We start from the raw sequence: 25,243 nt of genomic DNA on the forward strand, positions 1-25,243 counted from the left end.
GACAAGCGGGTGTAGCGGCTGACGCTTAGCAACATCGCCGACAACCCCTCGTCACGGAGCACCCGCCCCGAATGCCTTCCCGCGCGCCCGCCCGCCCCGAGAATGCCACCGCCGCCATCGTCTTTGCCGACGGCCGCGTGATCTGGGGGAGGGGATTCGGCGCCACCGGCGAAGCGGTCGGCGAATTGTGCTTCAACACCGCGATGACGGGCTACCAGGAGGTCATGACCGACCCCAGCTACGCGCAGCAGGTCATCGCCTTCACCTTCCCGCACATCGGCAACGTCGGCGCCAACGCCGAGGATGTCGAGGCCCCCGTCGCCCACGCGCTAGGCTGCATCGTCCGCGAGGAGGTGACGAGCCCATCCAACTTCCGCAGCGAGGTGGACTGGCCCAGATGGATGGCCGAGCACGGCCGTATCGGCATCGCCGGCGTCGACACCCGCGCGCTGACCCGCCTCGTGCGCGAGGAAGGCCCGCCCACCATCGCCATCGCGCACGCCCCCGACGGCAACATCGACGTCGATGCGCTGGCTCGAAAAGCCGCCGACTGGCCCGGCCTCGAGGGCATGGACCTCGCGCAAGAGGTCTCGCGCAAGCAGCTTGAGGCCTGGTCCGACGGCGGGTGGGAGCTGGGACAGGGCTACAAGCTCGGCCACGCCAGATCCGACGCGCCCCACGTCGTCGCCATCGACTATGGCGCCAAACACAACATCTTCCGCAATCTTGTGGAAGCAGGCGCGCGCGTCACCGTCGTCCCCGCGCAGGCGACCTTCGACGACATCATGGCGCACGCCCCTAACGGCATCTTCCTCTCGAACGGTCCGGGCGACCCTGCCGCTACCGGCGAATATGCCATCCCCGTCATCCACCAGCTGCTGAACACGCACAAACCGCTCTTTGGCATCTGCCTCGGCCACCAGCTCCTCGCGCTCGCGGTCGGCGGCCAGACATCGAAGATGTTCCAGGGCCACCGCGGCGCCAACCATCCGGTCAAGCGCTGCACCGATGGCGTCGTCGAGATCACCAGCATGAACCACGGGTTCGCGGTAAAACGCGAAGGCCTCCCCGACAACGTCCGCGAAACCCATGTCAGCCTGTTCGACGACAGCAACTGCGGCCTCGAACTCACCGACCGCCCCGCGTTCAGCGTCCAATACCACCCCGAAGCCAGCCCCGGCCCGCAGGACAGTTTTTACTTGTTCGAGAAATTCGTGGGGATGATGCGGTGAAGGCTGCAAACTTGAATTCGTACGAGGGAGTGGGTTCGGGAAGGACCGTATCGGTTGTGGTTCGCCCCGAGCTGCAAGCAGGCTTCTACGAACTCGCAAAGGATCTCGTCGAAACGGATCGACGCGAGCTTCGATACTTCTCGCAACACGGTCTCGCAATTCCGCGAACATGGTCAATTGAGGAGGTTCTGGACCTTCAAAGAGCTCTCATCGATCTCGGCCTCACTCCGAAATTCGAACCACGAAGTTTCGGTCGCTTGGTTTATGCCGAAACCTTGAGAAGGTGCGGAATTCCTTCTGGGGATTTTACGTTCCAAGAAAGCTCGGACAAAGAAACCGAGATTGTTACGTTCGGCGGTAGTGGAGAACCATTCTCCGATAGCAAGCACGCATGCATCGCAGCGATGATTGGATGGTTTGCGCCTCAATTCAAGCATCCACAGCAAGAAACGGCCTTCGTTGAATGGCTTACCGCCAACGTCAAGCCCGAAAGATTCGTTAGCAGCGACGCCTATCCCGTAGAAAGCAAGTAATGCCCAAACGCACCGACATCTCCTCCATCCTCGTCATCGGCGCCGGGCCCATCGTCATCGGGCAGGCTGCCGAGTTCGATTATTCGGGCAGCCAGGCGATCAAGGCGCTGAAGGAGGAGGGCTATCGCGTCATCGTGGTGAACTCCAATCCCGCGACGATCATGACCGACCCCGGCATGGCCGATGCCACCTATATCGAGCCGATCACCGCCAAGGTCGTCGAGAAGATCATCGAGAAGGAGCGCCCCGACGCCATCCTCCCCACGATGGGCGGGCAAACGGCGCTCAATTGTGCGCTTACGCTCAACCGCGACGGCATTCTCCAGAAGCACAACGTCAAGCTTATCGGCGCGCAGGCCGAGGCGATCGACAAGGCCGAGGACCGCGAGAAGTTCAAGGCCGCGATGGACAAGATCGGTCTCGAAAGCCCGATCAGCGAAATCGCGAACAGCTGGGAGGAGGCGCAGGCCGCGCTCGAGAAGATCGGTCTTCCCGCGATCATCCGCCCCAGCTTTACCTTGGGCGGCACGGGCGGCGGGGTCGCCTACAACAAGGAAGAATTCGAGAATATCGTCCGCGGCGGCCTCGAGGCCAGCCCCACAAACGAAGTGCTCATCGAGGAGAGCATCGTCGGGTGGAAGGAATATGAGATGGAAGTCGTGCGCGACCGCGCCGACAATTGCATCATCATCTGCTCGATCGAGAATGTCGATCCGATGGGCGTGCACACGGGCGACAGCATCACCGTCGCCCCCGCGCTGACGCTGACCGACAAGGAATATCAGCGGATGCGCTCGGCCAGCATCGCGGTGCTCAGGGAAATCGGCGTCGAAACAGGCGGTTCCAACGTCCAGTTCGCGGTCAATCCCAAGGACGGGCGCATGGTCGTCATCGAGATGAACCCGCGCGTCAGCCGTTCCTCCGCGCTCGCCTCCAAGGCCACCGGCTTCCCGATCGCCAAGATCGCCGCCAAGCTCGCGGTCGGCTACACGCTCGATGAACTCAGGAACGACATCACCGGCGGCGCCACGCCCGCCTCGTTCGAGCCCACCATCGACTATGTCGTCACCAAGATCCCCCGCTTCGCCTTCGAGAAATTCGCCGGATCGCCCGCCTTGCTCTCCACCGCGATGAAGTCGGTCGGCGAGGTCATGGCGATCGGCCGCAACTTCGCCGAAAGCTTCCAGAAGGCGCTTCGCGGCACGGAAACGGGTCTCGCCGGTCTCGACCCGGTGCCCGAACTCGAAGGCGCCTTGGAGGGCGATATCGAGAGTGCGCTCGCGCGCCAGACGCCCTTCCGCATCCTCGCTGCCGCCCAGGCCCTGCGCGAAGGCTTCACCGTCGAGCGGATCCATTCGATCAGCGGGTTCGACCCCTGGTTCCTCCGCCAATTGGAAACCCTCATTGCCTGCGAGAAGGAGGTCGCCGAGAACGGTCTGCCCGGCAAGGCCGAGGGCATGCGCCGCCTGAAGAGCCTCGGTTTCTCCGACGAACGGCTCGCCCAGCTTGCCGCGCAAAGCACGCACGCCATGTCGGCGGCGGTCGAGGGCAGGGGGATGGTCCACGACGTGCTACGCGCCATGACGGGCGGCACCACGCCGGGCGAAGTGCGCGCGCACCGGCTCAAGCTGGGGGTCCGCCCCGTCTTCAAGCGCATCGACAGCGTCGCCGCCGAATTCGACGCGGTCACGCCTTATCTCTATTCGACCTACGAAGCGCCGCTGTTCGACGACCCCGTCGACGAGGCCGACGTGTCGGATCGCGAGAAAGTCATCATCCTGGGCGGCGGACCCAACCGCATCGGGCAGGGCATCGAGTTCGACTATTGCTGCGTCCACGCCGCCCTCGCTCTTGGCCGCGATCGCGGAGAAACCTCGCAGGACGACCGCGCCGAAGGGCTCGAGGTCGTCATGATCAACTGCAATCCCGAGACCGTCTCGACCGACCCCGACACGTCCGACCGCCTCTACTTCGAGCCGTTGACGCTGGAAGACGTGCTCGAGATCATCACCACCGAGCGGCAGAAGGGCACCATCCGCGGTGTCATCGTCCAGCTCGGCGGCCAGACCCCGCTCAAGATCGCGACCGATCTCGCGCGCTCGGGCGTGCCCATCCTCGGCACCTCGCCCGACAGCATCGACCTCGCCGAAGACCGCGAGCGCTTCGCCGCGCTCGTCAACAAGCTGGGCCTCACCCAGCCCGACAACGGCATTGCGCGCAGCCGCGAGGAAGCGATCGCGGTCGCCGAAAAGATCGGTTACCCCGTTCTCATCCGCCCCAGCTACGTGCTGGGCGGACGCGCAATGGAAGTGGTCGACGGCCCCCAGCAGCTCGACCATTATATCAACACTGCCGTGCAAGTCTCCGGAAACTCACCGGTTCTCATCGACAAATATCTCCGCGACGCGATCGAGGTCGATGTCGATGCCATCTGCGACGGCGAGACCGTGGCAGTCACTGGCATACTCCAGCATATCGAGGAAGCCGGCGTCCATTCGGGCGACAGCGCCTGCTCGCTTCCGCCTTTCAGTCTGCCGCCCCGCGTCATCGAGGAGATCGAGCGCCAAGCGCACGAACTCGGCATGGCGCTGGGGGTTCGCGGGCTGATGAACATCCAGTTCGCGGTCAAGGATGGCACCGTCTATCTCATCGAGGTCAATCCGCGCGCCTCGCGCACCGTGCCCTTCGTCGCCAAGGCGATCGGCCGCCCGGTCGCCAAGATCGCCGCTAAGGTCATGGCGGGTGCCTCGCTGGCCGACTTCGATCCCATCGACCGGGGCGTCGATCATATCGCGATCAAGGAAGCCGTCTTCCCCTTCGCCCGCTTCCCCGGCGCCGATCCCGTGCTGGGACCGGAAATGAAGAGCACTGGCGAAGTCATGGGAATCGCAAGCAATTTCGACGCCGCCTACGCCAAGGCACAATTGGGCGCGGGTGACCCTTACCCGGACACGGGCTGCGCCTTCATCTCGGTCAAGGAAAGCGACAAGGAAGCCATCCTGCCCGCCGCGCAGGACCTCGACATGGCGGGCTTCAAACTCATCGCCACCGACGGCACCGCCGCCTTCCTGTCCGACCACGGCGTACGCGTCACCCGCGTCAACAAGGTCGCGCAGGGCCGCCCGCATATCGTCGACAAGATCAAGGACGGCGCGGTCGACATCGTGTTCAACACCACCGAGGGTTGGCAAAGCCTCAAGGACAGCCAGGCGATCCGCGAGGCGGCGCTCAAGGCACGCATTCCCTATTATACGACCGTGGGGGCGAGCCGCGCCATCGCGCGGGTGATCGGGCGTGCCGACCCCGAGTCCCTTGAAGTCCGCTCGCTACAGTCCTATTATTCGTCCTCCTGAAAGTTACTCACCACAAGCCGGACCTGACGTACTGCGACTTTGCAGCAGGGCGCGGTTTTGACGAAGGATGATTGAGCGATGGCAGTCGAAAAGGTGCCGATGCTGGCCGAGGGCCATGCCAAGCTGAGCGCCGAAGTGAAGCGCCTCAAGACAATCGAGCGCCCCGCGGTGATCGATGCGATCGAGGAAGCGCGCGCCCATGGCGACCTTTCTGAAAATGCCGAATATCATGCCGCCAAGGAGCGACAGGGGCAGATCGAGGCGACCATCAGCCATATCGAAGACCAACTCGCACGCGCGCAGGTCATCGATCCCACGACCATGTCGGGCGACAAGGTCGTGTTCGGCGCGACCGTCCATCTGGTCGACGAGGACGACAATCCAAAAACCTATCAGCTGGTCGGCGAGAGCGAGGCCGACGCCAAACTCGGTCGCATCAACTTCAATTCGCCGCTCGCCCGCGCACTTATCGGCCGAAGCGTTGGCGATGAGGTCGAAGTGATGACCCCCGCGGGCGAGAAATATTTCGAGATCGAGAAGGTCGAGTTCAAATAATGGCGTTGCTGCGGTCGGCGACGGGCATCATCGCCGTGCTGACCGTGGTCGCCTTTCTCCTCGTGTCGGCTTTCCAGCGGGAAGCGACCGCTTTCGTGCTGGGGGGATTCATTCCGGCGCGGGTAGGGGGCCTGTTCCCGCTGCCCGCGGCCGTACCGATGCCGCTCACGCCGCTGAGCGCGACGCTACTCCACGCAGGATTCGCGCACCTCGCCTTCAATCTGCTGCTTCTGGTCTTGTGCGGCCTTCGTCTCGAAGCCGTCATCGGTCCTGCGCGGCTGGTCGGGCTCTATATCGTTGGAGCCTATGCTGCCGCCGCGGCGCAATGGCTGATGGATCCAGTCGCCGCCGTCCCGATGGTCGGCGCAAGCGGCGCCGTGAGTGCGCTGATTGGTGCCTTCGCCATGCGATTTGGCCGCGTCAAACCCTTCACCCGTTCCCCTGCGCTCGACCGGCTGCTCAACGTCATCTGGCTTCTAGCCGCCTGGATCGTGCTGCAATTGATGCTCGATTTCATGGGCGTCATGGGCGGGACCCTCATCGCTACGGCCGCCCATGTCGGCGGCTTCATTGCGGGGATCGGAATGTTCGGCATTCTCGCGAGGGGACATCGACCGACGAATCAATGGGACAGGCCGTAACCCCCAACCGATCGCCTTGTGACGACCGCTAAGCATGACAATGGGCTCGCCCCGTCACACGGACGGCGCGTTCCCGATCATGAATTCGTATAGAGGCGAGAGATCTCAGCCCTCGGCGTCGAGCACCTTGTCGTCCGGCTCCAGCAATCGGTGCAGGTGGACGACGACATATTTGACGTCGGCCTCGTCGACCGTACGCTGAGCCGCACCGCGCCAAGCCTCTTCGGCCGCAGCGTAGCTGTCGTAAAGCCCGACCATATCGATTGCGTCGAGGTCGGTGAATTCAAGGCCGCGCGGATCCTTGACCCGGCCGCCGAAAACGAGATGAAGCTTGCTCATGGGCGGCTCGCTAGCGGATTTATCGCCGCCTGCAAAGCCGCCCCGAACATCATCGACTAGGCGTCCTTGTTCTTGGCAGCGCTGGCCGCAGCGCTCGCCGACTGCTTGGCCGCCTCGCTGACACCGCGCGCAACATCGCGCACCGCATTTTCCGCGGCTTCCGGGGTAAGACCGCGCTCTTCAAGCTGGCGCTGGCCGGCATCCTTGGCGGCACCGTAAGCGCCATGCGCACGCGTGTTGAGATCGCGCCCGACATCGCGGAGCAGTTCCTTTTCGCGGCGGCTGCGCGGGATGAGCGCGCCGATGATCGCGCCGAGCCCGAGGCCCGCTGCGAGGGCGATGAAAGGATTGCTCTCGATTCCCTCACCGGTCTTGCGTGCACCCGTACGGGCACCGTCCTTCGCGCTGCCGTAAGCGTTCACGGCTTTGGTGCGGGCACTTTCATATCCGCGACGGGCACCATCGGCGACATCATTGGCCTTCTCGCCGACTTTCGCCTTCGCTTCGTTTGCCTTGTCCTTGACACTCATTTTACGTCCTCCGTTGTTTTGTTGGTACGCCGCGAGCTCTTCGCTGGCGCCGCCTTGTCTTCGATTGCCGTTCCCGCCTCGCGAAACTCAGAGACGGTCGGCGTGGGGTCGGGGTTGGGGTGGGGTGACGGCTCGCTGGATGCAGGGCTCGAGAAATCGTCTTCGACTTCGGGGTCGCCCTTGTTCTTCAGCGCCTCATATCCATCGACCGCCAGCCTGCCGACCGGCTTGCGTGCAAGAAACAGTCCCGCTGCGGCAGCGATGCCGCCGACGAGCCAAGGCTTGCGCTTGGTGAAGTCGACGGCGCCGTCGGCCATCTTGCTTCCCGCGCGCTTGGTTTCCTGCCACGCCATCTCGGCGAGCAAGTCGGGAGCCAGGCGACGTTTCGTCTCCCCAAGCGCGAACTTGATCGAGTGAAGCAATTGTGCACGCTTCACTTCCACTTCGTTCTTGGCCGAAAGCACTCGATGATCGATACTCATGCCTGCTCCAATCGCTTGAGACCCATTTTGCCGAGCAGTGCTGCGACGCCCAGAAAAAGCAGGGTCGAAACCAATCCGCCCAACAGGGGGCCGATCAAGGTCGCCAACGCCATCGTCACGCCGACTGCGAAAGCGACCAGTGCCGCAATCGCGAAAACCGCCGCAGCGCCGAAGAAAATCGCCGAACTCTTGTAGAATCCGACTTCCACTCGGGCCTTTTCGCGCATCAGGGAAATCTCTGCCCCGACCAACTGGCGCCCGTCCTCGACGATGCGCCCGATCAATTCGCCGATCGACGCATCGGGATCGACTGGTGCTTGCGGATCCGGGATCTCGTGGTCCCGTTCCGACTTCGCTTTCTGGGCAACTGCGGCGTCGCTCATTTACGCCCCGGGCGTCGTCGTAATCGGATCGATCGGCGGCACGTCACCGTCGCGCGGCGGGCCGTCATAGCCGGTCGTGCCGAGGTCATCGTCGCCGCGCTCGGCGTCGAATCCTGCCGAAACGAGCCTTGCGAGCGCAAACCCGACGACGGCCGCCGCGCCGAGCGCCATTCCCGGGCTCTTGCGCACGAAACTGCGAACATCGTCGACGAGCTCGTCGGGATCCTTTGCGGCAAACTTCTGCGCCGTATCGTCGAGATACTTCGCTGCCGACCGTGCATAGTCGCCATATTCGGCACCGAGCGATTCATCGATATTGCCGGCAGTGTCGCCGACGAGGCGCGACATCGAGCCGATCGCCTCGGAACCCTTGGAAAGGCCGTCGCCAACGACGCCGCGTGTCTTGCCCGCCGCTTCACGGGCGATGCTCGAGCGCGCTTCATTGACCTTCGCGACAACCTTGTCGCGGGCGGTTCCGCTCTCGGTCGTCGTCAGGGGGTCGGTGTTGGGGGTGGTGGGGGTGTTGGGGGTGGTGGGCGTATCTTCCACGATCAGCTCTCTTTCCATGTCGGTGGCGGTCTTGCTGGCGCCCGGCACGATCCGGTCGGTGCGTTCGGGCAGGTCGGTCTCAGTCGGAATGGGCATTACGAACTCCTTCGTCTCTTACTTCACCGAAACAACCCGCCAGATGCCGAACCCGTTCCGTCCCCGCTTTCGCGCGCCATATTGCGCCTGTCATCACCGCTCGCTAACGCCCGCTCAGACGACAAAGGGAGCGCGCCATGACCGCCATCATCGACATTCACGCCCGCCAGATTCTCGATAGCCGCGGCAATCCGACCGTCGAAGTCGACGTGACCCTCGAGGACGGCTCGCTCGGACGTGCGGCCGTTCCCTCGGGAGCTTCCACCGGTGCGCATGAAGCGGTCGAACTGCGCGACGGGGACAAGGCGCGCTGGGGCGGGAAGGGCGTGTCCAAGGCCGTCGCCAACGTCAACGGCCCCATCGCCGACGCGCTGATCGGCGAACAGGCCGAGGATCAGGCAGAGGTCGACGCCGCGCTGCTCGATCTCGACGGCACCGAGAACAAGGGCAAGCTCGGCGCCAACGCCTTGCTCGGCGTCAGCCTCGCGGTCGCCAAGGCGGCCGCCGATGCGCGCGCGCTGCCGCTGTATCGCTATGTCGGCGGAGTGGGCGCGATGATCCTGCCCGTTCCCATGATGAACATCCTGAACGGCGGCGCGCACGCCGACAACCCGATCGACTTCCAGGAATTCATGGTCATGCCCGTGGGTGCGGACAGCTTCTCCGAAGCGCTCCGCATCGGCACCGAGATCTTCCATGCCCTGAAGGGCGCCCTGTCGGAACGCGGCCTGTCGGTCGCGATCGGGGACGAGGGCGGCTTCGCACCCGCGCTGAAATCGAGCCGCGAGGCACTCGACATGATCGGCGAAGCCTGTGACCTTGCAGGCTTCACGCTCGGGCGGGAGATCTACGTCGCCCTCGACTGCGCTGCGACCGAGTTCTTCCGCAACGACACCTATGTGATGGAAGGCGAGGGACGCACGCTGCAGAGCGCCGACATGGTCGAGGAACTCGCCAAGCTCGCCGCCGACTATCCGATCCTCTCGATCGAGGACGGCATGGCGGAAGACGATTTCGCCGGTTGGAAACTGCTGACGGAGCGGCTCGGCGAGAAGGTCCAGCTCGTGGGTGACGACCTGTTCGTCACCAACACCGCGCGGCTGCAACAGGGCATCGACGACGGCATGGCAAACTCGCTGCTCGTCAAGGTCAACCAGATCGGCACGCTCACCGAAACGGTCGAGGCCGTGCGGACGGCCCAGCATGCCCGCTACACCGCCGTCATGTCGCATCGATCGGGCGAGACCGAGGACAGCACCATCGCCGACCTCGCGGTCGCGCTGTCGTGCGGACAGATCAAGACCGGCAGCCTGGCGCGTTCGGATCGGACCGCAAAATACAATCAGCTGCTTCGGATCGAGGAGGAGCTTGGCGACAATGCCTGCTATCTCGGCGCCGATGCTTTCAACGTCGCGGTCGATCGCAAATAAAACGCCTCAGCCCCAAGAAAATCTTGGTTTATTTTCCGTTTCGTGATTTAAGGGCCACATGTCGATGAGCCAAAAATCAAGAGGACTGGTGCGCCGCATTGTCGTGCCGCTCGTGGCCTTCGTGATCATCGGCAATTTTGCAGGCTATGCCATCGCTGGCGACAACGGTCTGCTTGCCTGGGGCGGTCACGTCCGCGCGCTCGACGAGCGAAAGGCCGAACTCGCTGCGCTCGAAGCCGAACGCGATGCGCTGCGCCACCGCTCGCAGTTGCTCGACCCCAAGGCCGCGGATCCCGATATCGCGGAGGAACTGGTCCGCCGCGATCTTGGCCTTATCCGCGACGACGAGATCATTATTCCGCTCGACTGAGCAACCCCTCGGCCCTTTCCCGCATTGCCTTTGCCGTAACGTCGCTTTTATAGAGCGCGCGACAACAGGAGAGATTATGGCGAAGAAGCCCGCCAGGAAGGCGCCTGCCAAGGCCGCCTCGCGCACCCTTGACGATCAGAAGAACATACCGGAACCGCCCGAGCCCAAACGCTTCGAGGCAAGCCAGGAAGAGTTGCTCGAGCTTTACAAGCAGATGCTGCTCATCCGCCGCTTCGAGGAGCGAGCGGGCCAGCTCTATGGCTTGGGACTCATCGGAGGCTTCTGCCATCTCTACATCGGGCAGGAAGCGGTCGCGGTCGGCCTCCAGTCGGCAATGACGGTTGGCAAGGATAGCGTCATCACGGGCTATCGCGACCATGGCCATATGCTCGCCTACGGCATCGATCCCAATGTCATCATGGCCGAACTGACCGGCCGCGCGGCGGGCATTTCCAAGGGCAAGGGCGGCTCGATGCACATGTTCAGTGTCGAGCACGGTTTCTACGGCGGTCACGGCATCGTCGGCGCACAGGTCTCGCTCGGCACGGGTCTCGCCTTCAAGCATCAATATAGCGAAGATGGGGGCGTGAACCTCTCCTATTTCGGCGACGGCGCGGCCAACCAGGGCCAGGTCTACGAGAGCTTCAACATGGCCGAACTGTGGGATCTCCCCATCATCTACGCCATCGAGAACAACCAGTATGCGATGGGTACTAGCATCAAGCGCGCCAGCAGCGAGCCCGAATTGTGGAAGCGGGGACAGAGCTTCCAGATTCCCGGCATCCAGGTCGACGGCATGGACGTGCTCGCGGTCCGCGGCGCGGCAGAAGTCGCTCTGGAATGGACCCGTGCGGGCAAGGGGCCGATCCTTCTTGAACTCATGACCTACCGCTATCGCGGACACTCGATGTCCGATCCCGCCAAATATCGCACCCGCGACGAGGTCGACAGTTTCCGCGGCGAGCGCGATCCGCTCGAGAAGGCGAAACAGGAACTGCTCAAGATGGGCGCGTCGGAAGACGACCTCAAAGCGATCGATTCCGAGATCAAGGAACGCGTGAAGGAGGCAGCTGACTTCGCCGAGAACGCGCCCGAACCCGAGGCGCAGGAACTGTACACCGACGTTCTGGTGGAGACGTACTGATGGCCACCGAACTGAAGATGCCCGCCCTCTCGCCCACCATGGAAGAGGGCACCCTCGCCAAGTGGCTCAAGGCAGAGGGCGATACCGTCGTCGCGGGCGACATCATCGCCGAGATCGAGACCGACAAGGCCACCATGGAATTTGAGGCGGTCGACGAAGGCACGCTTCTCAAGATCCTCGTCGAGGAAGGCACCGACAATGTCGCGGTCGGCACCGCCATCGCGATGATCGGTGAGGAAGGCGAGAGCGTAGACGATGCTCCAGCGTCCTCCCCGCCGGCCGCCGAGGCGTCTGATCAGGATGGCGAAGGCAAGGATGTCGGTCGGGACGAGAGCCAAGACGCGATCACCAAGGACTTGCCTGCGACCGACAAGAGCAGTCACGTCGACCCCGATCTCCCCGAAGGCACCGAAACCGTCGCTACGTCGGTCCGCGAAGCCTTGCGCGACGCGATGGCCGAGGAAATGCGTGCCGACGACCGCGTGTTCGTGATGGGCGAGGAAGTCGCCGAGTATCAGGGCGCGTACAAGGTCACCCAGGGGCTGCTCGAGGAATTCGGCTCCAAGCGCGTCGTCGACACGCCGATCACGGAATATGGTTTTGCCGGCGTCGGGTCGGGCGCAGCGATGGGGGGCCTTCGCCCGATCATCGAATTCATGACTTTCAATTTCGCCATGCAGGCGATCGACCACATCATCAATTCCGCCGCCAAGACCAACTACATGTCGGGCGGCCAGATGCGCTGCCCGATCGTCTTCCGCGGTCCCAATGGCGCCGCCTCGCGTGTCGCCGCGCAGCATAGTCAGAATTACGGCCCGTGGTACGCCTCGGTGCCGGGTCTCGTCGTCATTGCGCCCTACACGGCCGCCGATGCCAAGGGGCTGCTGAAAGCCGCGATCCGCAGCGAAGACCCCGTCGTCTTCCTCGAAAACGAACTGCTTTACGGCCAGAATTTCGCTGTGCCGCAGGTCGACGATTACGTCCTCCCCATCGGCAAGGCCCGCATCGCGCGCGAGGGCAGCGACGTCACCATCGTCAGCTATTCGATCGGCGTCGGCATTGCCTTGGAGGCCGCGAGGAAGCTCGCCGAGGACGGTATCGACGCCGAGGTCATCGACCTCCGCACGCTGCGTCCGCTCGATAAGGGGACCGTCCTCGCCAGTCTCGCCAAGACCAATCGCATGGTCAGCGTCGAGGAAGGCTGGCCCGGTTGTTCGATCTCTTCGGAAATCATGGCGATCGCCATGGAAGAGGGCTTCGACGATCTCGACGCGCCGGTCCTTCGCGTCACCAACGAGGACGTGCCGCTGCCTTATGCCGCGAACCTGGAGAAAATGGCGCTGATCAAGCCCGAGCAGGTGGTCGAAGCAGTCCGGCGCGTCACCTATCGCTGAAGGCGCGCTGACGCCCGACCGGGCGTTGGCGCTGACCCATTTCCCCGCCCCGGTGCGGCCTGCGGTCGAAGCCGTGCTGCGCCTGGACGCAACGTTTGCGGAGATCGTCGCGCAGACGAGCGAGCCGCTGGTCGGAACGATCCGGCTCGCCTGGTGGCGCGAAGCGCTGGAGGCGCTCGATCATGAGCCCGCACCCGCCGAGCCGCGGCTTCGGGCAGTCGCCGAGCATGTTTTGCCGCGACACCTGACGGGTACCAGTCTCGCTGCGATCGAGGACAGCTATGCCGCGTTGCTCGCTGAGCCGGTCGATCTCGAGCGCGTGGGGGCAGGGGGGGCGCGCCTGTTCGAGGCAATCGCCTTCCTGCTTGGCTGCGATGATCCGATGCTCGGCACGGCCGGGCGGCTGGCGATGCTCGCCCGCGTTCGCGGTTTCGTCCCCGACGCGGTGAGGCCGGCCGCTCGTTCGCTGATGCGCGATTTGCGGGGTCACAGCTTTCCGCGCGCGCTCCGTCCGCTCACCTTGCTGGCCCGCCTCGCAGCGCGCGACATGCTTCGTACCGAGCCCGAACCCGAAGCCACCCCCGGCCGCGCCTTCGCGATGCTCAGCCACCGCCTCTCGGGCAAAGTCACCGGCAATGCTTGAAGTCTCCAACCCCGCTCGCTAGGCTTTCGACGCCGGATCGCCAGAGGGAGAGGCTTCATGCTTCGCTGGGCAGTCGGGATTGGCGCAAGTTTGCTATTCACTGCGGGAGCCGTTTTGCTCGCCCGCGACAGTACGCCTACGCCCGGAGGATTGCCGGATGCGCCCTCCGTCGAACTCGTGGAAACAGAAGCGGCAGGGGAAACGCGCGTGCTGCCGGAAATTCCCGAACTGATCGAGGAAGCGCCGCGCGCCGATCCGGTCACCAAGGAGGAAAAGCGCTTCAACCGCGTCGACAAGAACAAGGACGAGATCATCACCTTGTCCGAGATCGTCCACCCGCGCCGCAAGCGCTACGCGAACCTCGACCTCGACGGCGACGGCAAGCTGAGCTTCGAGGAATGGGCGATCACCACGATCGACAAGTTCGAAGGTGCGGATGCCGACGGAAACGGCAAGCTCACGCGCGCGGAATATGCGAGCACGGCGCCTAAGCCACGCGCCAAGAAACCGTCGTGCAGCTGCTAGAAGGCGCTATTCTGCCGCGACCGGCATGCGATCGTCCACGCCTTGGCGCTCCAACCAGTCCGCAAACGCGGCCCGCGCCCGCTTGGTATAGGCCTTGCGCCGATCGGCCTTCTTCATCTTGCGACCGGTGATCGGCGGCATCAGCCCGAAATTGATGTTCATCGGCTGGTAGCTGTCCGCACTCGCCCCACCGGTGATATGGTGGAGAAGGGCTCCGAAGGCGGTCTCAATCGGCGGTGCTTCGAACCGTTCGCCTTTCGCCTCGGCTGCCGCGAAACGGGCGGCCATCAGGCCGACCGCCGCGCTTTCCAGATAGCCCTCGCAGCCCGTTATCTGGCCGGCGAAGCGGATGTGCGGCATGAACTTGAGGCGTAGCTCTTGGTCGAGCAGCTCGGGCGAACGAATGAAACTGTTGCGATGGATCCCGCCCAACCGCGCGAATTCGGCTTTCTCCAGTCCGGGGATCGTACGGAAGATGTCCTTCTGCGCACCCCACTTCAGCTTGGTCTGGAACCCGACGATATTCCAAAGCGTGCCGAGGGCATTGTCCTGCCGCAGCTGCACGACCGCGTAGGGCCAGCGGCCCGTGCGCGGATCGTCAAGGCCGACGGGCTTCATCGGCCCGTGCCGGAGCGTATCGATCCCACGCTCGGCCATCACCTCGATCGGCATGCACCCCTCGAAGTATGGCGTGTCCTTCTCCCAGTCCTTGAACTCGGTCTTCTCGCCATCGACCAGAGCCTGCACGAACGTCTCGTACTGCTCCTTGTCCATCGGGCAATTGAGATAATCCTTGCCCGTTCCCTTTTCCCAGCGCGACTGGAACCACGCGACGTCCATGTCGATGCTTTCGCGGTGCACGATCGGCGCGATGGCGTCGAAGAAGGCGAGCGCGTCCTTGCCGGTGGCGCGGGCGATGCTGTCGGCGAGCGACGAGCCGGTGAGGGGACCCGTCGCGACGATCGTCATGCCATCTTCCGGCAATGCATCGACGCGTTCGCGGTGGACGGTGATGTTGGGATGCTGCTCGACCGCCTGCGTCACCGCGTCGGCGAACAGGTGCCGGTCGACCGCCAGCGCCGATCCCGCGGGAACCGCCTGCGCATCCGCCTTGGCCATGATGAGCGAGCCCATGCGCCGCATTTCCTGATGCAACAACCCTACGGCGTTGGATTCGGCATCGTCGGAACGAAAGCTGTTGGAGCAGACCATTTCGGCGAGCTTGTCGGTGTCATGCGCTGGGGTCGTATCGCCGCCGCCGCGCATTTCGAACAGGCGTACGTCCACGCCCGCCTCGGCCAATTGCCAGGCGGCCTCCGAACCGGCGAGACCGCCACCAATGATGGTTATAGTTTGCGTCATGCCGCGCGCATTAGCCGTTGATGCGGCACAAAAAAAGGGCGACCCGAAGGCCGCCCTCCAGAAGGCTTGACGCAAAAATCAACTCAGGACTTCAGGCGGCGCTTCCTTCGCGGTCTCGCCCTCGATCAGCGCTTCGATATCCTTCAGCGGCTGATTTGTCATTTCCTTGTCGATCTGCAGGATCGTGCGCTTCTCCGTCTCCTTGTGGAGCTTGGGACGCAGTTCTCCCAGCGCCTTGGGCGGCGCGATGATCACGAGTTCATCGAAGTCGTTCTTGAGCGCGCGCGAATTGACGAGATCCGCGGCCTCATGAACCCAGCGGTCCTCTTCGAGCTGATGAAAGTCTGTTTCCTCATACGACGACCGAGCGTTCGAACCCGAGGAAAAGACGCTACCAGGCTCGTCGGTCCCGAGTTCGCTATCGGAACTGTCGTCGCGGCGGCGCTTGCTCTCGACCTGCAGGTTCATATGCTCCTTGTCGCCTTCGTTGCGAAGGAACAGCATTTTGCGTCCGTCGGTGACGAGGACGAGCGTGTCGGTGGCGATCCCCATGGGGCATTCTCCTTTTCGTTGATCTTTAGCCGACCAACGAGAGGGGACCGCGCACCGTTCCGCGTCTCGCCGCGCTATTCGCCCTGCGGGCCTGCCGCGCTATCGTCAGCCGTGTCGGCACCGTCGTCGGGAGCGATGGTCTTGTCGTCACCACGCAAGTCCTCCGACGCCGCTTCCTCGGCCTCGTTTTCGGGATCTTCTTCCTCATCGATCAGCGCGACGGAAACGACCTTCTCGTTCTTCGCCACGTTGAAGATCGTGACACCCTGCGTGTTGCGCCCGGCGATGCGAATATCGCCGACGGTCGTTCGGATCATCTTGCCCTGATCGGTCACGAGCATCAGTTGCTCGCCCTGCTGCACCGGGAAGCTGGCGACGACGCCGCCGTTGCGGTCGCCGGTCACGATGTTCGCAACGCCCTGACCCCCACGGTTGGTCACGCGATACTCGAAGGTCGAGGTGCGCTTGCCGTAGCCGTTTTCGGTGATCGTGAGGAGGAATTCCTCCTTGTCCGCCAGTTCGGCATAGCGTTCGCCGTCGAGCCCCTCCGCACTGTCGTTATCGCGCCAGATCGGCGACTTGAGATAGATCTCTCGCTCCTCGCCGGTCGAGCCCGTCGCGCCGAGGATCGACATCGAAATGACCTTGTCGTCGTCGAGCAGCTTGATGCCGCGCACGCCGGTCGAGGCACGGCTGGCGAATTCGCGCACCTTGGTGGCCTCGAAGCGGATCGCCTTGCCGTTACGGGTGGCGAGCAACACGTCGTCGTCTTCGGTAAGCAGATCGACGCCCACGAGCCGGTCGAGCGGGCGTCCGTCCTCGCCCTCGTCGAACTTCATCGCGATCTTGCCGTTCGAGGGCACGTTGGTGAAGGCGTCCATGCTGTTGCGTCGCACCGTGCCGCCCTCGGTCGCGAACATGAGGTGGAGACCGGCCCACTCTTCCTCATCCTGCGGGAGCGGAAGAACTGTCGTGATCTTCTCGTCTTCGGCGAGCGGCAGGAGGTTCACCATCGGGCGACCTTTTGCGGTCGGCCCGCCCTCCGGCAGCCTCCAGACCTTCTTGCGATAGACGATGCCCTTGTTGGAGAAGAATAGCACCGGATTGTGCGTCGTCGTCACGAACAGGTTGGTGACGACATCCTCATCCTTGGTGCTCATCCCGCTGCGGCCCTTGCCGCCGCGCTTCTGCTCGCGGAACAGGGCGAGGGGCGTGCGCTTAATATAACCCGTGTGCGTCACGGTCACGACCATGTCCTCGACCTCGATCAGATCCTCGTCCTCGATCCCGTCGGCGGCGGGGGCGAGTTCGGTCCTGCGAGGCGTGGCATATTGCTCCTCCACCTCGTCGAGCTCCTCGCGCATCACCTCGTAGAGGCGCGCACGGTTCGACAGGATCTCGAGCAATTCCTTGATCGTGACCGACAGTTCCTTCAGCTCGTCTCCGATCTCGTCACGGCCCAGTTGGGTGAGGCGATGGAGGCGCAACTCGAGGATCGCCTTCACCTGCGCTTCGGACAGTCGATAGCTGCCCTCCGCCTGCGTCGAAACGACGCCTTCGACCAGCTCGATGTAGGAACGGATCTCCTCCATCCCCCATTCGCGCGACAGCAGCTTTTCGCGGGCTTCCGCCGGACTTGCCGAGCCACGGATCATCGCGACGACCTCGTCGAGGTTGGTGACCGCGACGACGAGACCGAGTAACAGGTGCGCGCGCTCGCGCGCCTTGGCGAGCTCGAACTTGGAGCGTTTGGTGATGACCTCTTCGCGGAACTTGACGAACGCCTCGATCATGTCGCGAAGGTCGAGCGTCTCGGGCTTGCCGCCGCGGATCGCGAGCATGTTGGCCGCGAAGCTCGACTGGGCAGGCGTGTGCCGCCAGATCTGGTTGAGCACGACATCGGGTGTTGCATCGCGTTTGCATTCGATGACGATGCGCACGCCCTCTCGGTTGGACTCGTCGCGAATGTCCGCAACGCCCTCGATCCGCTTGTCCTTTGCGGCTTCCGCGATCTTCTCGACCAGTCCCGACTTGCCGACCTGGAAGGGGATTTCGGTCAGGACGATCTGCCGCTTGTCGCCGCGCCCTTCCTCGATCTCATACTTGGAGCGCAATACCATCGAGCCGCGCCCGCTGGTGTAGGCCGCACGAATGCCGCTTGCACCGAGCAGCGAGGCGCCCGTCGGGAAGTCGGGCCCCTTTACATATTCCATCAGTCCTTCGACGCTGATGGCGGGGTCCTCGATATAAGCTTTGCAGGCCTGGATGACCTCCCCGAGGTTGTGTGGTGGGATGTTGGTAGCCATGCCCACCGCAATCCCCCCCGCCCCGTTGACGAGCAGGTTTGGGAAGCGTGCCGGCAGCACCGACGGCTCCTCGCGGCTGCCGTCGTAGTTTGGGGTGAAGGCGACCGTTTCCTTTTCGATGTCGTTGAGCAGGAAGTTCGCGACCTTGGCGAGCCGCGCTTCGGTGTACCGCATGCTGGCGGGCGGATCGGGATCCATCGAGCCGAAGTTGCCCTGGCCGTCGACCAAGGGGACGCGCATCGACCAGTCCTGCGTCATGCGAGCGAGCGCATCGTAGATCGCGCTGTCGCCATGGGGGTGATAGTTACCCATGACGTCACCGACGATCTTGGCGCTCTTGCGGTACGGACGCCCCGCGACGAAACCGCCTTCTTGCGCGGCGTAAAGGATGCGGCGGTGGACCGGCTTCAACCCATCCCGAACGTCGGGAAGCGCGCGACTGACGATGACGCTCATCGCATAGTCGAGATAGCTCGACTTCATCTCGTCCACGATGGAGATGGGCGAAATGTCGCCGGAGGAGACGGGGAGGGTATCGCCGGGTGTGTCGACCATGAGGAATCCTGCTAAGTTCGGTAGGATCGCCACCGAGGACCGGCGCGATTCTTCATATCGCAAGAACTAGCAGAGTTAGGCTTGGAGCGCCAACGCGAAACGCGGAGTTGACGTTAACGAAAAGCTGTTAGCCCTCACGAACGAATGTCGGGGCATTCTCCGAGGAATCCGCTTCCGAATAGCGCCAGCCGTCGCGATCGAATTCGGTCAAAGCGTCGACGCTCCCGATACGCTCGTCGCACACCCATCGTGCCATCGCCCCGCGTGCTACCTTTGCTGCGAAACTCTGGAATTGCAGCCCCTTCGCTGTCCTGACGCGGAAGTCCGGAGCGATGATCGTGAGCGATTTGGGCAACTGGCCTCGGACGACGTCATAATATTCGTTGCTGGCAAGGTTCAACAGAACGCCCGATCCTTCTTCGCGCAGTTGTTTGCGAAGCTCTTTGGCGACCGCATCGCCCCAATGGTCGGTGAGTTTGCCGTCCTCGCCCTTCTCGGGACTCCAGCCCGTGCCCATCTCGAGACGATAGGGCCGCATCCGGTCGAGGGGGCGGAGCATGCCGTAGAGCCCCGACAGGATCCGCACATGATCCTGCGCAAAGTCGAGCGCATCGTCGTCGATGCTGGCCACATCGAAGCCGCGGTAGACGTCGCCGGCAAACGAGCGGATCGCGGGACGCGTCTCTGTATCGAAGAATCGGGCATAGCGCTCCGCATTGAGATCGGCGAGCTTGTCCGAGACGTGCATGATGCGTTTAAGGTCGCTTGCCGAAAGCTTCTGCGCCGCGCGGGTGATCTGAGCGGCCTTGCGCTCGAAACGGGGAACGGTCGGTTCTTCGGAATAGTCGCTGTCGAGATCGAGCGATTTTGCGGGGGACAGGATGATCAGCATGGCCTCGTCGCTAGCCGATCGCCGCGGGCGCGTCAAAACCGCAGAAAGTCCGGTTTTCTTTCATTCGGCTGCGCGGGTGCGTCAGCCCTTGTTCAGCGCGATTTTGCTACCCCCTTGGCGACGATGGGGGCGCTATTGTATGCGGTCCCCGACGATTTTTGATTACGACGGAGACCTCCATGAAAACGACTTTGACCGCCATCGCCCTCGCGCTCGCCAGCACTGCCCTTGTCGCCCCCGCGCCCGTTGCGGCGCAGGAGCAGGGCAAGGGCCTCGAGATCTCGAAGGAAGCGCGCGAATCCCTGGTTGCGTTGCAGACCGCGGCGCAGGAACAGAATTGGGCGGCGGTGCCGGGTCTGGCGCAGGCGGCCAAGGCCAAGGCCAAGAAACCCGACGACTATTACTTCATCGGCAACTTCATGGTTCAGGCCGGCCAGACGACCGACAATCTCGACCTGACCGTGCAGGGCATTGATACGATGGCGACCTCGGGATATGCCAGTGGCACCGACTATGCCGAGCAGTATCTGAGTGCCGGCAAGCTTTATTATAACGACAATCAATATGCCAACGCGCGGACCTGGTTCCAGAAGGCGTACGACCTCGACTCTACCAACGGGGAGCCGCTCGTCCTCATCGGTGAAACCTATAACAGCGAAGAAAATTTCGCCGAGGCGCTCGGTTTCATGAAGCGCGGCATCGAACTTGAAAAAGCCAACGGTCAGCCGGTCGATGAAAACTGGTACAAGCGCGCGATCAGCATCGGGTACAAGAACCAGCTGGTCGGGGTCGCCCCGGTGTCGCTGATGTGGATCAACGACAACCCTTCGCCCGAGACGTGGCGCAACGGACTGCGCGTCCTTGAAGCGGTCATGACCGATAGCGGCACGCTCAAGGATACCGAACTGCTCGACATCTGGCGGCTTATGCGCGCCACCGGTGCGATGGAAAGCGAACGCGACTATGGATTCTACGCCGACGAACTCATTCGTGGTGGCTATCCCGGCGAAGCGCTTGCGGTCCTGAACGAAGGGATCGAGGCGGGCGTCGTCGATGCCAACAAGGTCACCTTCAAGGAACTGGTCGCCGCGACGAAGAAGGCCGCCGCCGGCGACAAGGCCGAAGTAACGGCCGGTATCCCCAGCGCGCGGAATGCCGCCGAAGCACGCGCCGCGGTTGCGACCGCTAACGCGCTTTATGGCTACGATGACTTCGCGGGTGCGGCCGATCTCTATCGCGCTGCTCTCGGCAAGACGGGCGTCGACGCCAACCTCGTCAACCTTCGTCTTGGTATGTCGCTCGCTCGCGCTGGCGATCATGCCGGCGCCGTTGCCGCGCTCGATCAGGTGAGCGGCAAGTTCGAAACTGTCGCGAACTACTGGAAGGCGTGGAGCGCGCTCCAGAGCTAGGCTCGTTTCTTAATTCCAGAGGCGCCGGGTTCCCTTGCGGAGCTCGGCGCTTTTCCTTTGTAGGCGCTACGTCCCGTATTGGGATGGTTAACGAAATATTACTGGAAGAAGGGGCCGCGACCCCGCATTTCGCACCCTGCCGGAATCCCCCGGCATGGAGAGACACGCGCGCGTGCGGTTCGACGATCGCCTTGCTACCCTACTGACGCTTCCGGTCACCGGAGCGCGCGATCGTGCCGTGCGCTGGCGGCAGCTCGTCGAACTCGCGGCGAGAGTCAGCGAACAAGGTGTAGATGATAGCGCCCCGATGGTCGCTGCACTCGCGGTAATCCGCTCCGAACGCGACAAGGTGCCGACGCAAGTGCGGAGCGCGACGGCTCGCGCGATCGCGGGACGTGCGCTCGGCTTGGACATGCTCCAACTGTTTGCAGAGGACGACCTCGCCGTGGCCGCGCCCGTGCTGGCGGCGGCGCCTGCCGATGATGCCATGCGCGCACGGCTGCTGGATGCCGCGCGCGGACGCGTGCGGAGTTTCCTCGCCGATCTCTGGCCCGAAGTCGTGGCCGAGGCGCAGGACGAGAATGGGGAAGCCGATCCCGAAACAAGACGGCTGAGCGAAGTAATGGAGCGGCTCAAGGCCGCGCGTGAGGCAGCCGCTGCCGTGCCGATGGCCCCGCCGGCCGAAGAGTCTTCGAAGTCTTCCGACAGCCCCCCATCCGAAGCAGAGCCGTTGGAGAAGCTGAAGGCCGTAGGGGATCGCACGCCGGCCGAAACGCTTGGCTCCAAACAGGCGACGCCCGATCGCAATGCTGTCCGTGCCTTTCGATGGGAGAGCGGCGAAAATGGTGCGATCGATTGGGTCGAGGGCGCGCCGCGGGCCGCGCTCGTCGGCCAGTCGTTGAGCGCCGACCCTCGTCTCGCGACGAAAGTCGGGGCGCGGGAAGCGTTCGCGCTGGAAACCGAACTGGCGGCGTTGCCGGGGCGCTGGCACCTGGAAGGGCAGCCCGAATATGACGAGAATAGCGGTCGCTTCCTGGGATATCGTGGCGTGGCCACCCGCGGCTCCCGAAACGAGAAGCGACGTCGCAGTGCGAGCGCGCGGCCCGTATTCGGCTTACCCGAGGATCCCGACAGCCTTCGTGAACTCGTCCACGAAATCAAGACGCCGCTGAACGCCATCATCGGCTTTGCGGAAATCATCGACGGTCAGTATCTCGGGCCCGCCCATCGCCGGTATCGCGAGCGCGCCGCCGAGATCGTCGCTCAGGCGCGCATCCTCCTCGAGGCCATCAAGGATCTGGATTTCGCAGCGCGGATGCAAGGGGGGCGCGAGGACGCCGAGGCCAAGCCGCTCGCCGCGATCCTCGCCGACCTTCGCTCCAACCTCGTCTCGCGTGCCGAACGGGGAGGATCAAGCCTGTCGATCGATGCCGCAGGAGAGGCGGGGCGTTGTGCCACCAATGCAACGCTGGCGGGGCGGCTCATCGAGCGCCTCGTCCATGCCCTGCTGGAAATTACCGAACCCGGCGAAAAGCTGTCGATCGGCACGTCTTGCGACGTGGCGAAATGCTCCGTCCACATCGCGCTGCCGAGAGCGATCGAGGCGCTCGGCGAGGCGAAGCTTTTCGACCCCGCACTGCTCCTGGATCGCGAGAGCCGCTCGCTGCTTGGCATCGGCTTCGCGCTCCGCCTTGTTCGCGGGCTGGCGCGGGTTGGCGGCGGCGACCTCGTCCTCGAGAGCAGCGAACTGCATCTTTCCCTCGTCCGCGCGGCCTGATCGGCTTGGCGCGCCCGTTTCGGCTCGCTAGGGGGAAGGCGGGGGCGCGTAGCTCAATTGGTTAGAGCCGGCCGCTCATAACGGCTTGGTTGGGGGTTCGAGTCCCTCCGCGCCTACCACCCCTGGACATGGGGAGAGCCGGAGGCCACGAGCTTTTTAAGAAGGACCAAGGATCCCACGGTCGCGGATCGATCGCATCGCGCCGCCGACGAAGACCCAGCATCTGTCACCGAGGAGAATGGTCGGGGAGACAGGATTCGAACCTGCGACCCTCTGCTCCCAAAGCAGATGCGCTACCAGGCTGCGCCACTCCCCGACGAGGCGCCAGCCCCTATCAGACAGTCACGCGGCCTGCCAGCTTTTCCGCGAGCCTAGTTGGAGTGGCCTTCTACTTCGGTCTCGACTTCGTTGGCCTCTGCGTCGAGCTCACGTTCGGCTTCGTTCGCTTCCTGGCTCAGCTCGGTCTGCGCGCGATCGGTCGCTTCGACGGCGCCGTCCTGGATATCATTGCCGATATCGGCAGCCACGGTCCCCGCATCGTCGACCGCCTCGTTGACGGCATCGCCGTTCACATCGACGGTGAGACTGTTGTCGTCCTCGTCGGTCGAGACGCTGCAGGCGCCGATCGACAGCGCGGCGAGGGCGGCAAGAGGTAGAATGGCAGTACGCATGGTCGTTCTCCGTTAAGTGGTCGGGGGTTCAACGCACGAAAAGCCTATTGGATCGGTCCTGCTATGACCGCGAGCATTGCGGTCCACGCAGCGACATTCTGCTGGAGCTGCTCGGGGTCGACCTTGTCGAGCGTGTCGTTCGACGTGTGATGGAGGTCGAAATAGCGCGTTCCGTCCTGACGAAGCGAGATGCCGGGGGCACCCTCGGCACGCAGCGGCCCAACGTCGGCGCCGCCGGCCTGATCATAGGCTCCCGACGCGATTCCGAGGGGCGCCAGCGTGGCGCGGAGCCGGTCGGCCTCGGCCCTGCGATCATCACCGAGGTCGGTCGATACGCTCCAGACGCGGTCTGCACCGAAGTCGCTCTCGGCGACGACATGATAGTCCGCTCCGTCATGGCGCTCCCCGAAATCGCGCCCGCCCCAGATGCCGACTTCCTCGGCGCCATACCAGACGACCTGGATGGTTCGCTCGGGCGTTCCGGCGTCCATGATCCGCTTGGCGGCCGCCGCGACGATCGCACAGCCGGCGCCATCGTCGAAGACGCCAGGTGCATTGTCCCAGCTGTCGAGATGGCAACCGACGAGAACCTTCTTGGCGCTCGGGTCACGGCCCGGCACCTCGGCGATGACATTGCCTGAGGTCTGCATCCCGATGTTGCGGGGCGTCAGCACAAGTTTCATGCGAACGGGGCTTTGCGCGCGATCGAGCATGCGCATCAGCTGCTCGGCATCCGGGACAGCGAGCGCGGCGGCGGGGATCGGCGTCACGCCATCCTCGAAATTGGTGCCGCCCGTGTGCGGCGTGCGATTATGGTCGGTCCCGATCGAGCGCACGACGATTGCGGCGGCGCCGCGTTTGGACGCCTCGTTCGGCCCGACCCAGCGGGGCGCGCCGAAGGGCATCGAATAGCCCGAACCATCCTGGTTGCGCGGCATGTCGTTCGATATGAAGACGATCTTCCCGCGCTGGTTTGCGAGACTATCGGCGATGAAGGCCGCATAATCCTCGTATCCAACCACTTCTGCGGTCAGCCCTTCGACAGGCGTCGCGCCCGAATTGCCGAGCGCGGTCAAGACGACCTGCTGCGGATAGGGCGTGAGGATCTCGGCGCTTTCCGCGCCCCGGACCCATGTCGGCATCTGATATTCCTCGACCCGCACGTTCTTGAACCCCAGGGCTTTGAGGCGGGTCACCGACCAGTCGCGGGCGCGCGCCTCGGCGGGCGTTCCGCCCAACCTTGGGCCGACCTCGGTGGTCAGGTCCTCGAGGATATCCCACGCGGTCCCGTCACTCATCGCGGCCTTGCCGAGTTCGAGGGCATGCGCGTCATACGGCAGGTCCTGCGAACGCAGATCGTTGGTCGCGGCCGCGATCGCATCACTGCGCCGTTCGGGCGCTTTCTGCTGGGCAAGCGCAGGGCTGGCGGGGGTGGCGAGAAGGGCGGCGGCGAGCGCGAGGCGCGAGGAGGAGATGATCATGGCGCGCGACGCTAGGCCGTCGTTCCAGACTTGTCACGA

24 protein-coding genes and 2 tRNA genes are annotated in these 25,243 nt (G+C 63.8%); 14 read left to right on the forward strand and 12 right to left on the reverse strand.

Going from position 1 to position 25,243, the window contains the following annotated elements:
- The first annotated feature begins 71 nt into the window (after window positions 1–71).
- The 5 genes from carA (at window position 72) to WJS89_RS01930 (ending at window position 6,314) form a co-directional block, all read left to right on the forward strand.
- Complete coding sequence (gene carA / locus WJS89_RS01910) at window positions 72–1,232, forward strand: glutamine-hydrolyzing carbamoyl-phosphate synthase small subunit (protein ID WP_346339242.1); 1,161 nt, start codon at window positions 72–74, stop codon at window positions 1,230–1,232.
- Entirely contained in the window at window positions 1,229–1,765 is a 537-nt protein-coding gene (locus tag WJS89_RS01915) for a hypothetical protein (protein ID WP_346339243.1), read from the forward strand. The genes carA and WJS89_RS01915 overlap by 4 nt, the downstream gene beginning before the upstream one ends.
- Window positions 1,765–5,118, forward strand: coding sequence for a carbamoyl-phosphate synthase large subunit (gene carB, locus WJS89_RS01920; RefSeq protein WP_346339244.1), 3,354 nt, complete (start codon window positions 1,765–1,767; stop codon window positions 5,116–5,118). The genes WJS89_RS01915 and carB overlap by 1 nt, the downstream gene beginning before the upstream one ends.
- A 78-nt stretch (window positions 5,119–5,196) precedes the next feature.
- Entirely contained in the window at window positions 5,197–5,673 is a 477-nt protein-coding gene (greA, locus tag WJS89_RS01925; RefSeq protein ID WP_346339245.1) for a transcription elongation factor GreA, read from the forward strand.
- Window positions 5,673–6,314 carry a rhomboid family intramembrane serine protease gene (locus WJS89_RS01930; protein ID WP_346339246.1) on the forward strand — a complete coding sequence of 214 codons (642 nt, stop codon included), beginning with the start codon at window positions 5,673–5,675 and terminating at the stop codon, window positions 6,312–6,314. The genes greA and WJS89_RS01930 overlap by 1 nt, the downstream gene beginning before the upstream one ends.
- A gap of 105 nt (window positions 6,315–6,419) precedes the next feature.
- Here WJS89_RS01930 and WJS89_RS01935 read toward each other — a convergent pair whose 3' ends face one another.
- Genes WJS89_RS01935 through WJS89_RS01955 form a run of 5 tightly spaced genes read right to left on the reverse strand, consistent with a single transcriptional unit; the run spans window position 6,420 to window position 8,693 of the window.
- Window positions 6,420–6,653, reverse strand: a complete 234-nt coding sequence (locus tag WJS89_RS01935; RefSeq protein WP_346339247.1) for a DUF4170 domain-containing protein — start codon at window positions 6,651–6,653, stop codon at window positions 6,420–6,422.
- Window positions 6,654–6,709: 56 nt separating this feature from the next.
- Entirely contained in the window at window positions 6,710–7,183 is a 474-nt protein-coding gene (locus tag WJS89_RS01940; RefSeq protein WP_346339248.1) for a hypothetical protein, read from the reverse strand.
- Window positions 7,180–7,665, reverse strand: a complete 486-nt coding sequence (locus WJS89_RS01945) for a hypothetical protein (RefSeq protein ID WP_346339249.1) — start codon at window positions 7,663–7,665, stop codon at window positions 7,180–7,182. The genes WJS89_RS01940 and WJS89_RS01945 overlap by 4 nt, the downstream gene beginning before the upstream one ends.
- Window positions 7,662–8,048, reverse strand: coding sequence for a phage holin family protein (locus tag WJS89_RS01950; RefSeq protein ID WP_346339250.1), 387 nt, complete (start codon window positions 8,046–8,048; stop codon window positions 7,662–7,664). The genes WJS89_RS01945 and WJS89_RS01950 overlap by 4 nt, the downstream gene beginning before the upstream one ends.
- Window positions 8,049–8,693, reverse strand: coding sequence for a hypothetical protein (locus WJS89_RS01955; protein WP_346339251.1), 645 nt, complete (start codon window positions 8,691–8,693; stop codon window positions 8,049–8,051). It lies immediately after the preceding gene.
- A gap of 137 nt (window positions 8,694–8,830) precedes the next feature.
- Between WJS89_RS01955 and eno the strand changes: the two genes are divergently transcribed.
- The 6 genes from eno (at window position 8,831) to WJS89_RS01985 (ending at window position 14,199) form a co-directional block, all read left to right on the forward strand.
- Window positions 8,831–10,123, forward strand: coding sequence for a phosphopyruvate hydratase (gene eno, locus WJS89_RS01960; RefSeq protein ID WP_346339252.1), 1,293 nt, complete (start codon window positions 8,831–8,833; stop codon window positions 10,121–10,123).
- A gap of 64 nt (window positions 10,124–10,187) precedes the next feature.
- Complete coding sequence (locus WJS89_RS01965) at window positions 10,188–10,493, forward strand: FtsB family cell division protein (protein ID WP_346339253.1); 306 nt, start codon at window positions 10,188–10,190, stop codon at window positions 10,491–10,493.
- A gap of 76 nt (window positions 10,494–10,569) precedes the next feature.
- On the forward strand, window positions 10,570–11,637 hold the full coding sequence (gene pdhA / locus WJS89_RS01970) for a pyruvate dehydrogenase (acetyl-transferring) E1 component subunit alpha (protein ID WP_346339254.1): 1,068 nt from the start codon (window positions 10,570–10,572) through the stop codon (window positions 11,635–11,637).
- A complete protein-coding gene (locus tag WJS89_RS01975; protein ID WP_346339255.1) occupies window positions 11,637–13,031 on the forward strand; it encodes a pyruvate dehydrogenase complex E1 component subunit beta in 1,395 nt (464 codons plus the stop codon). The genes pdhA and WJS89_RS01975 overlap by 1 nt, the downstream gene beginning before the upstream one ends.
- 25 nt (window positions 13,032–13,056) lie before the next feature.
- Entirely contained in the window at window positions 13,057–13,674 is a 618-nt protein-coding gene (locus tag WJS89_RS01980; protein ID WP_346339256.1) for a squalene/phytoene synthase family protein, read from the forward strand.
- Between the two features lie 57 nt (window positions 13,675–13,731).
- The gene (locus WJS89_RS01985) at window positions 13,732–14,199 is read left to right on the forward strand and encodes an EF-hand domain-containing protein (RefSeq protein WP_346339257.1); all 468 of its coding nucleotides are present in this window, start codon (window positions 13,732–13,734) and stop codon (window positions 14,197–14,199) included.
- Window positions 14,200–14,205: 6 nt separating this feature from the next.
- On the opposite strand, the gene trmFO is transcribed toward WJS89_RS01985, so the two are convergent.
- From trmFO to WJS89_RS02005, 4 genes are all read right to left on the reverse strand, one after another.
- Window positions 14,206–15,561, reverse strand: coding sequence for a methylenetetrahydrofolate--tRNA-(uracil(54)-C(5))-methyltransferase (FADH(2)-oxidizing) TrmFO (gene trmFO, locus WJS89_RS01990; protein WP_346339258.1), 1,356 nt, complete (start codon window positions 15,559–15,561; stop codon window positions 14,206–14,208).
- A 78-nt stretch (window positions 15,562–15,639) separates the two neighbouring features.
- Entirely contained in the window at window positions 15,640–16,113 is a 474-nt protein-coding gene (locus tag WJS89_RS01995; RefSeq protein ID WP_346339259.1) for a host attachment family protein, read from the reverse strand.
- Window positions 16,114–16,187: 74 nt separating this feature from the next.
- Window positions 16,188–18,974 carry a DNA gyrase subunit A gene (gene gyrA, locus WJS89_RS02000; protein WP_346339260.1) on the reverse strand — a complete coding sequence of 929 codons (2,787 nt, stop codon included), beginning with the start codon at window positions 18,972–18,974 and terminating at the stop codon, window positions 16,188–16,190.
- 127 nt (window positions 18,975–19,101) lie between these two features.
- Window positions 19,102–19,866 carry a YaaA family protein gene (locus WJS89_RS02005; protein ID WP_346339261.1) on the reverse strand — a complete coding sequence of 255 codons (765 nt, stop codon included), beginning with the start codon at window positions 19,864–19,866 and terminating at the stop codon, window positions 19,102–19,104.
- 179 nt (window positions 19,867–20,045) lie between these two features.
- Here WJS89_RS02005 and WJS89_RS02010 point away from each other — a divergent pair, with 179 nt between their 5' ends.
- The 3 genes from WJS89_RS02010 (at window position 20,046) to WJS89_RS02020 (ending at window position 23,171) form a co-directional block, all read left to right on the forward strand.
- Complete coding sequence (locus tag WJS89_RS02010) at window positions 20,046–21,275, forward strand: hypothetical protein (RefSeq protein ID WP_346339262.1); 1,230 nt, start codon at window positions 20,046–20,048, stop codon at window positions 21,273–21,275.
- Between the two features lie 154 nt (window positions 21,276–21,429).
- Window positions 21,430–23,052: a sensor histidine kinase gene (locus WJS89_RS02015; RefSeq protein WP_346339263.1), complete on the forward strand. Its 1,623-nt coding sequence runs from the start codon at window positions 21,430–21,432 to the stop codon at window positions 23,050–23,052.
- A 42-nt stretch (window positions 23,053–23,094) separates the two neighbouring features.
- Window positions 23,095–23,171: transfer RNA gene (locus tag WJS89_RS02020), tRNA-Ile, on the forward strand.
- Window positions 23,172–23,291: 120 nt separating this feature from the next.
- On the opposite strand, the gene WJS89_RS02025 is transcribed toward WJS89_RS02020, so the two are convergent.
- The 3 genes from WJS89_RS02025 to WJS89_RS02035 form a co-directional block, all read right to left on the reverse strand.
- Window positions 23,292–23,368 (reverse strand) — tRNA-Pro (locus WJS89_RS02025).
- Between the two features lie 55 nt (window positions 23,369–23,423).
- On the reverse strand, window positions 23,424–23,723 hold the full coding sequence (locus WJS89_RS02030) for a hypothetical protein (protein WP_346339264.1): 300 nt from the start codon (window positions 23,721–23,723) through the stop codon (window positions 23,424–23,426).
- 44 nt (window positions 23,724–23,767) lie between these two features.
- Window positions 23,768–25,204 (reverse strand): M28 family peptidase, encoded by a 1,437-nt coding sequence (locus WJS89_RS02035; RefSeq protein WP_346339265.1) that lies wholly within the window; start codon window positions 25,202–25,204, stop codon window positions 23,768–23,770.
- Window positions 25,205–25,243: the final 39 nt, after the last annotated feature.

This window comes from Sphingomicrobium aquimarinum (assembly GCF_039655735.1).
GTDB classification, from domain to species: Bacteria; Pseudomonadota; Alphaproteobacteria; order Sphingomonadales; family Sphingomonadaceae; genus Sphingomicrobium; species Sphingomicrobium aquimarinum.

Bases quoted from the DNA above. Each gene is read 5' to 3' on its own strand.
- WJS89_RS01945 (WP_346339249.1), bottom strand. From the start codon at position 7,665: ATGAGTATCGATCATCGAGTGCTTTCGGCCAAGAACGAAGTGGAAGTG.
- WJS89_RS01995 (WP_346339259.1), bottom strand. From the start codon at position 16,113: ATGGGGATCGCCACCGACACGCTCGTCCTCGTCACCGACGGACGCAAA.
- WJS89_RS02030 (WP_346339264.1), bottom strand. From the start codon at position 23,723: ATGCGTACTGCCATTCTACCTCTTGCCGCCCTCGCCGCGCTGTCGATC.
- WJS89_RS01935 (WP_346339247.1), bottom strand. From the start codon at position 6,653: ATGAGCAAGCTTCATCTCGTTTTCGGCGGCCGGGTCAAGGATCCGCGC.
- carA (WP_346339242.1), top strand. From the start codon at position 72: ATGCCTTCCCGCGCGCCCGCCCGCCCCGAGAATGCCACCGCCGCCATC.
- greA (WP_346339245.1), top strand. From the start codon at position 5,197: ATGGCAGTCGAAAAGGTGCCGATGCTGGCCGAGGGCCATGCCAAGCTG.
- trmFO (WP_346339258.1), bottom strand. From the start codon at position 15,561: ATGACGCAAACTATAACCATCATTGGTGGCGGTCTCGCCGGTTCGGAG.
- WJS89_RS01965 (WP_346339253.1), top strand. From the start codon at position 10,188: ATGAGCCAAAAATCAAGAGGACTGGTGCGCCGCATTGTCGTGCCGCTC.
- WJS89_RS01950 (WP_346339250.1), bottom strand. From the start codon at position 8,048: ATGAGCGACGCCGCAGTTGCCCAGAAAGCGAAGTCGGAACGGGACCAC.
- WJS89_RS02005 (WP_346339261.1), bottom strand. From the start codon at position 19,866: ATGCTGATCATCCTGTCCCCCGCAAAATCGCTCGATCTCGACAGCGAC.
- WJS89_RS01940 (WP_346339248.1), bottom strand. From the start codon at position 7,183: ATGAGTGTCAAGGACAAGGCAAACGAAGCGAAGGCGAAAGTCGGCGAG.
- pdhA (WP_346339254.1), top strand. From the start codon at position 10,570: ATGGCGAAGAAGCCCGCCAGGAAGGCGCCTGCCAAGGCCGCCTCGCGC.
- carB (WP_346339244.1), top strand. From the start codon at position 1,765: ATGCCCAAACGCACCGACATCTCCTCCATCCTCGTCATCGGCGCCGGG.
- WJS89_RS02010 (WP_346339262.1), top strand. From the start codon at position 20,046: ATGAAAACGACTTTGACCGCCATCGCCCTCGCGCTCGCCAGCACTGCC.
- WJS89_RS01975 (WP_346339255.1), top strand. From the start codon at position 11,637: ATGGCCACCGAACTGAAGATGCCCGCCCTCTCGCCCACCATGGAAGAG.
- WJS89_RS01930 (WP_346339246.1), top strand. From the start codon at position 5,673: ATGGCGTTGCTGCGGTCGGCGACGGGCATCATCGCCGTGCTGACCGTG.
- WJS89_RS01955 (WP_346339251.1), bottom strand. From the start codon at position 8,693: ATGCCCATTCCGACTGAGACCGACCTGCCCGAACGCACCGACCGGATC.
- gyrA (WP_346339260.1), bottom strand. From the start codon at position 18,974: ATGGTCGACACACCCGGCGATACCCTCCCCGTCTCCTCCGGCGACATT.
- WJS89_RS02035 (WP_346339265.1), bottom strand. From the start codon at position 25,204: ATGATCATCTCCTCCTCGCGCCTCGCGCTCGCCGCCGCCCTTCTCGCC.
- WJS89_RS02015 (WP_346339263.1), top strand. From the start codon at position 21,430: ATGGAGAGACACGCGCGCGTGCGGTTCGACGATCGCCTTGCTACCCTA.
- WJS89_RS01985 (WP_346339257.1), top strand. From the start codon at position 13,732: ATGCTTCGCTGGGCAGTCGGGATTGGCGCAAGTTTGCTATTCACTGCG.
- eno (WP_346339252.1), top strand. From the start codon at position 8,831: ATGACCGCCATCATCGACATTCACGCCCGCCAGATTCTCGATAGCCGC.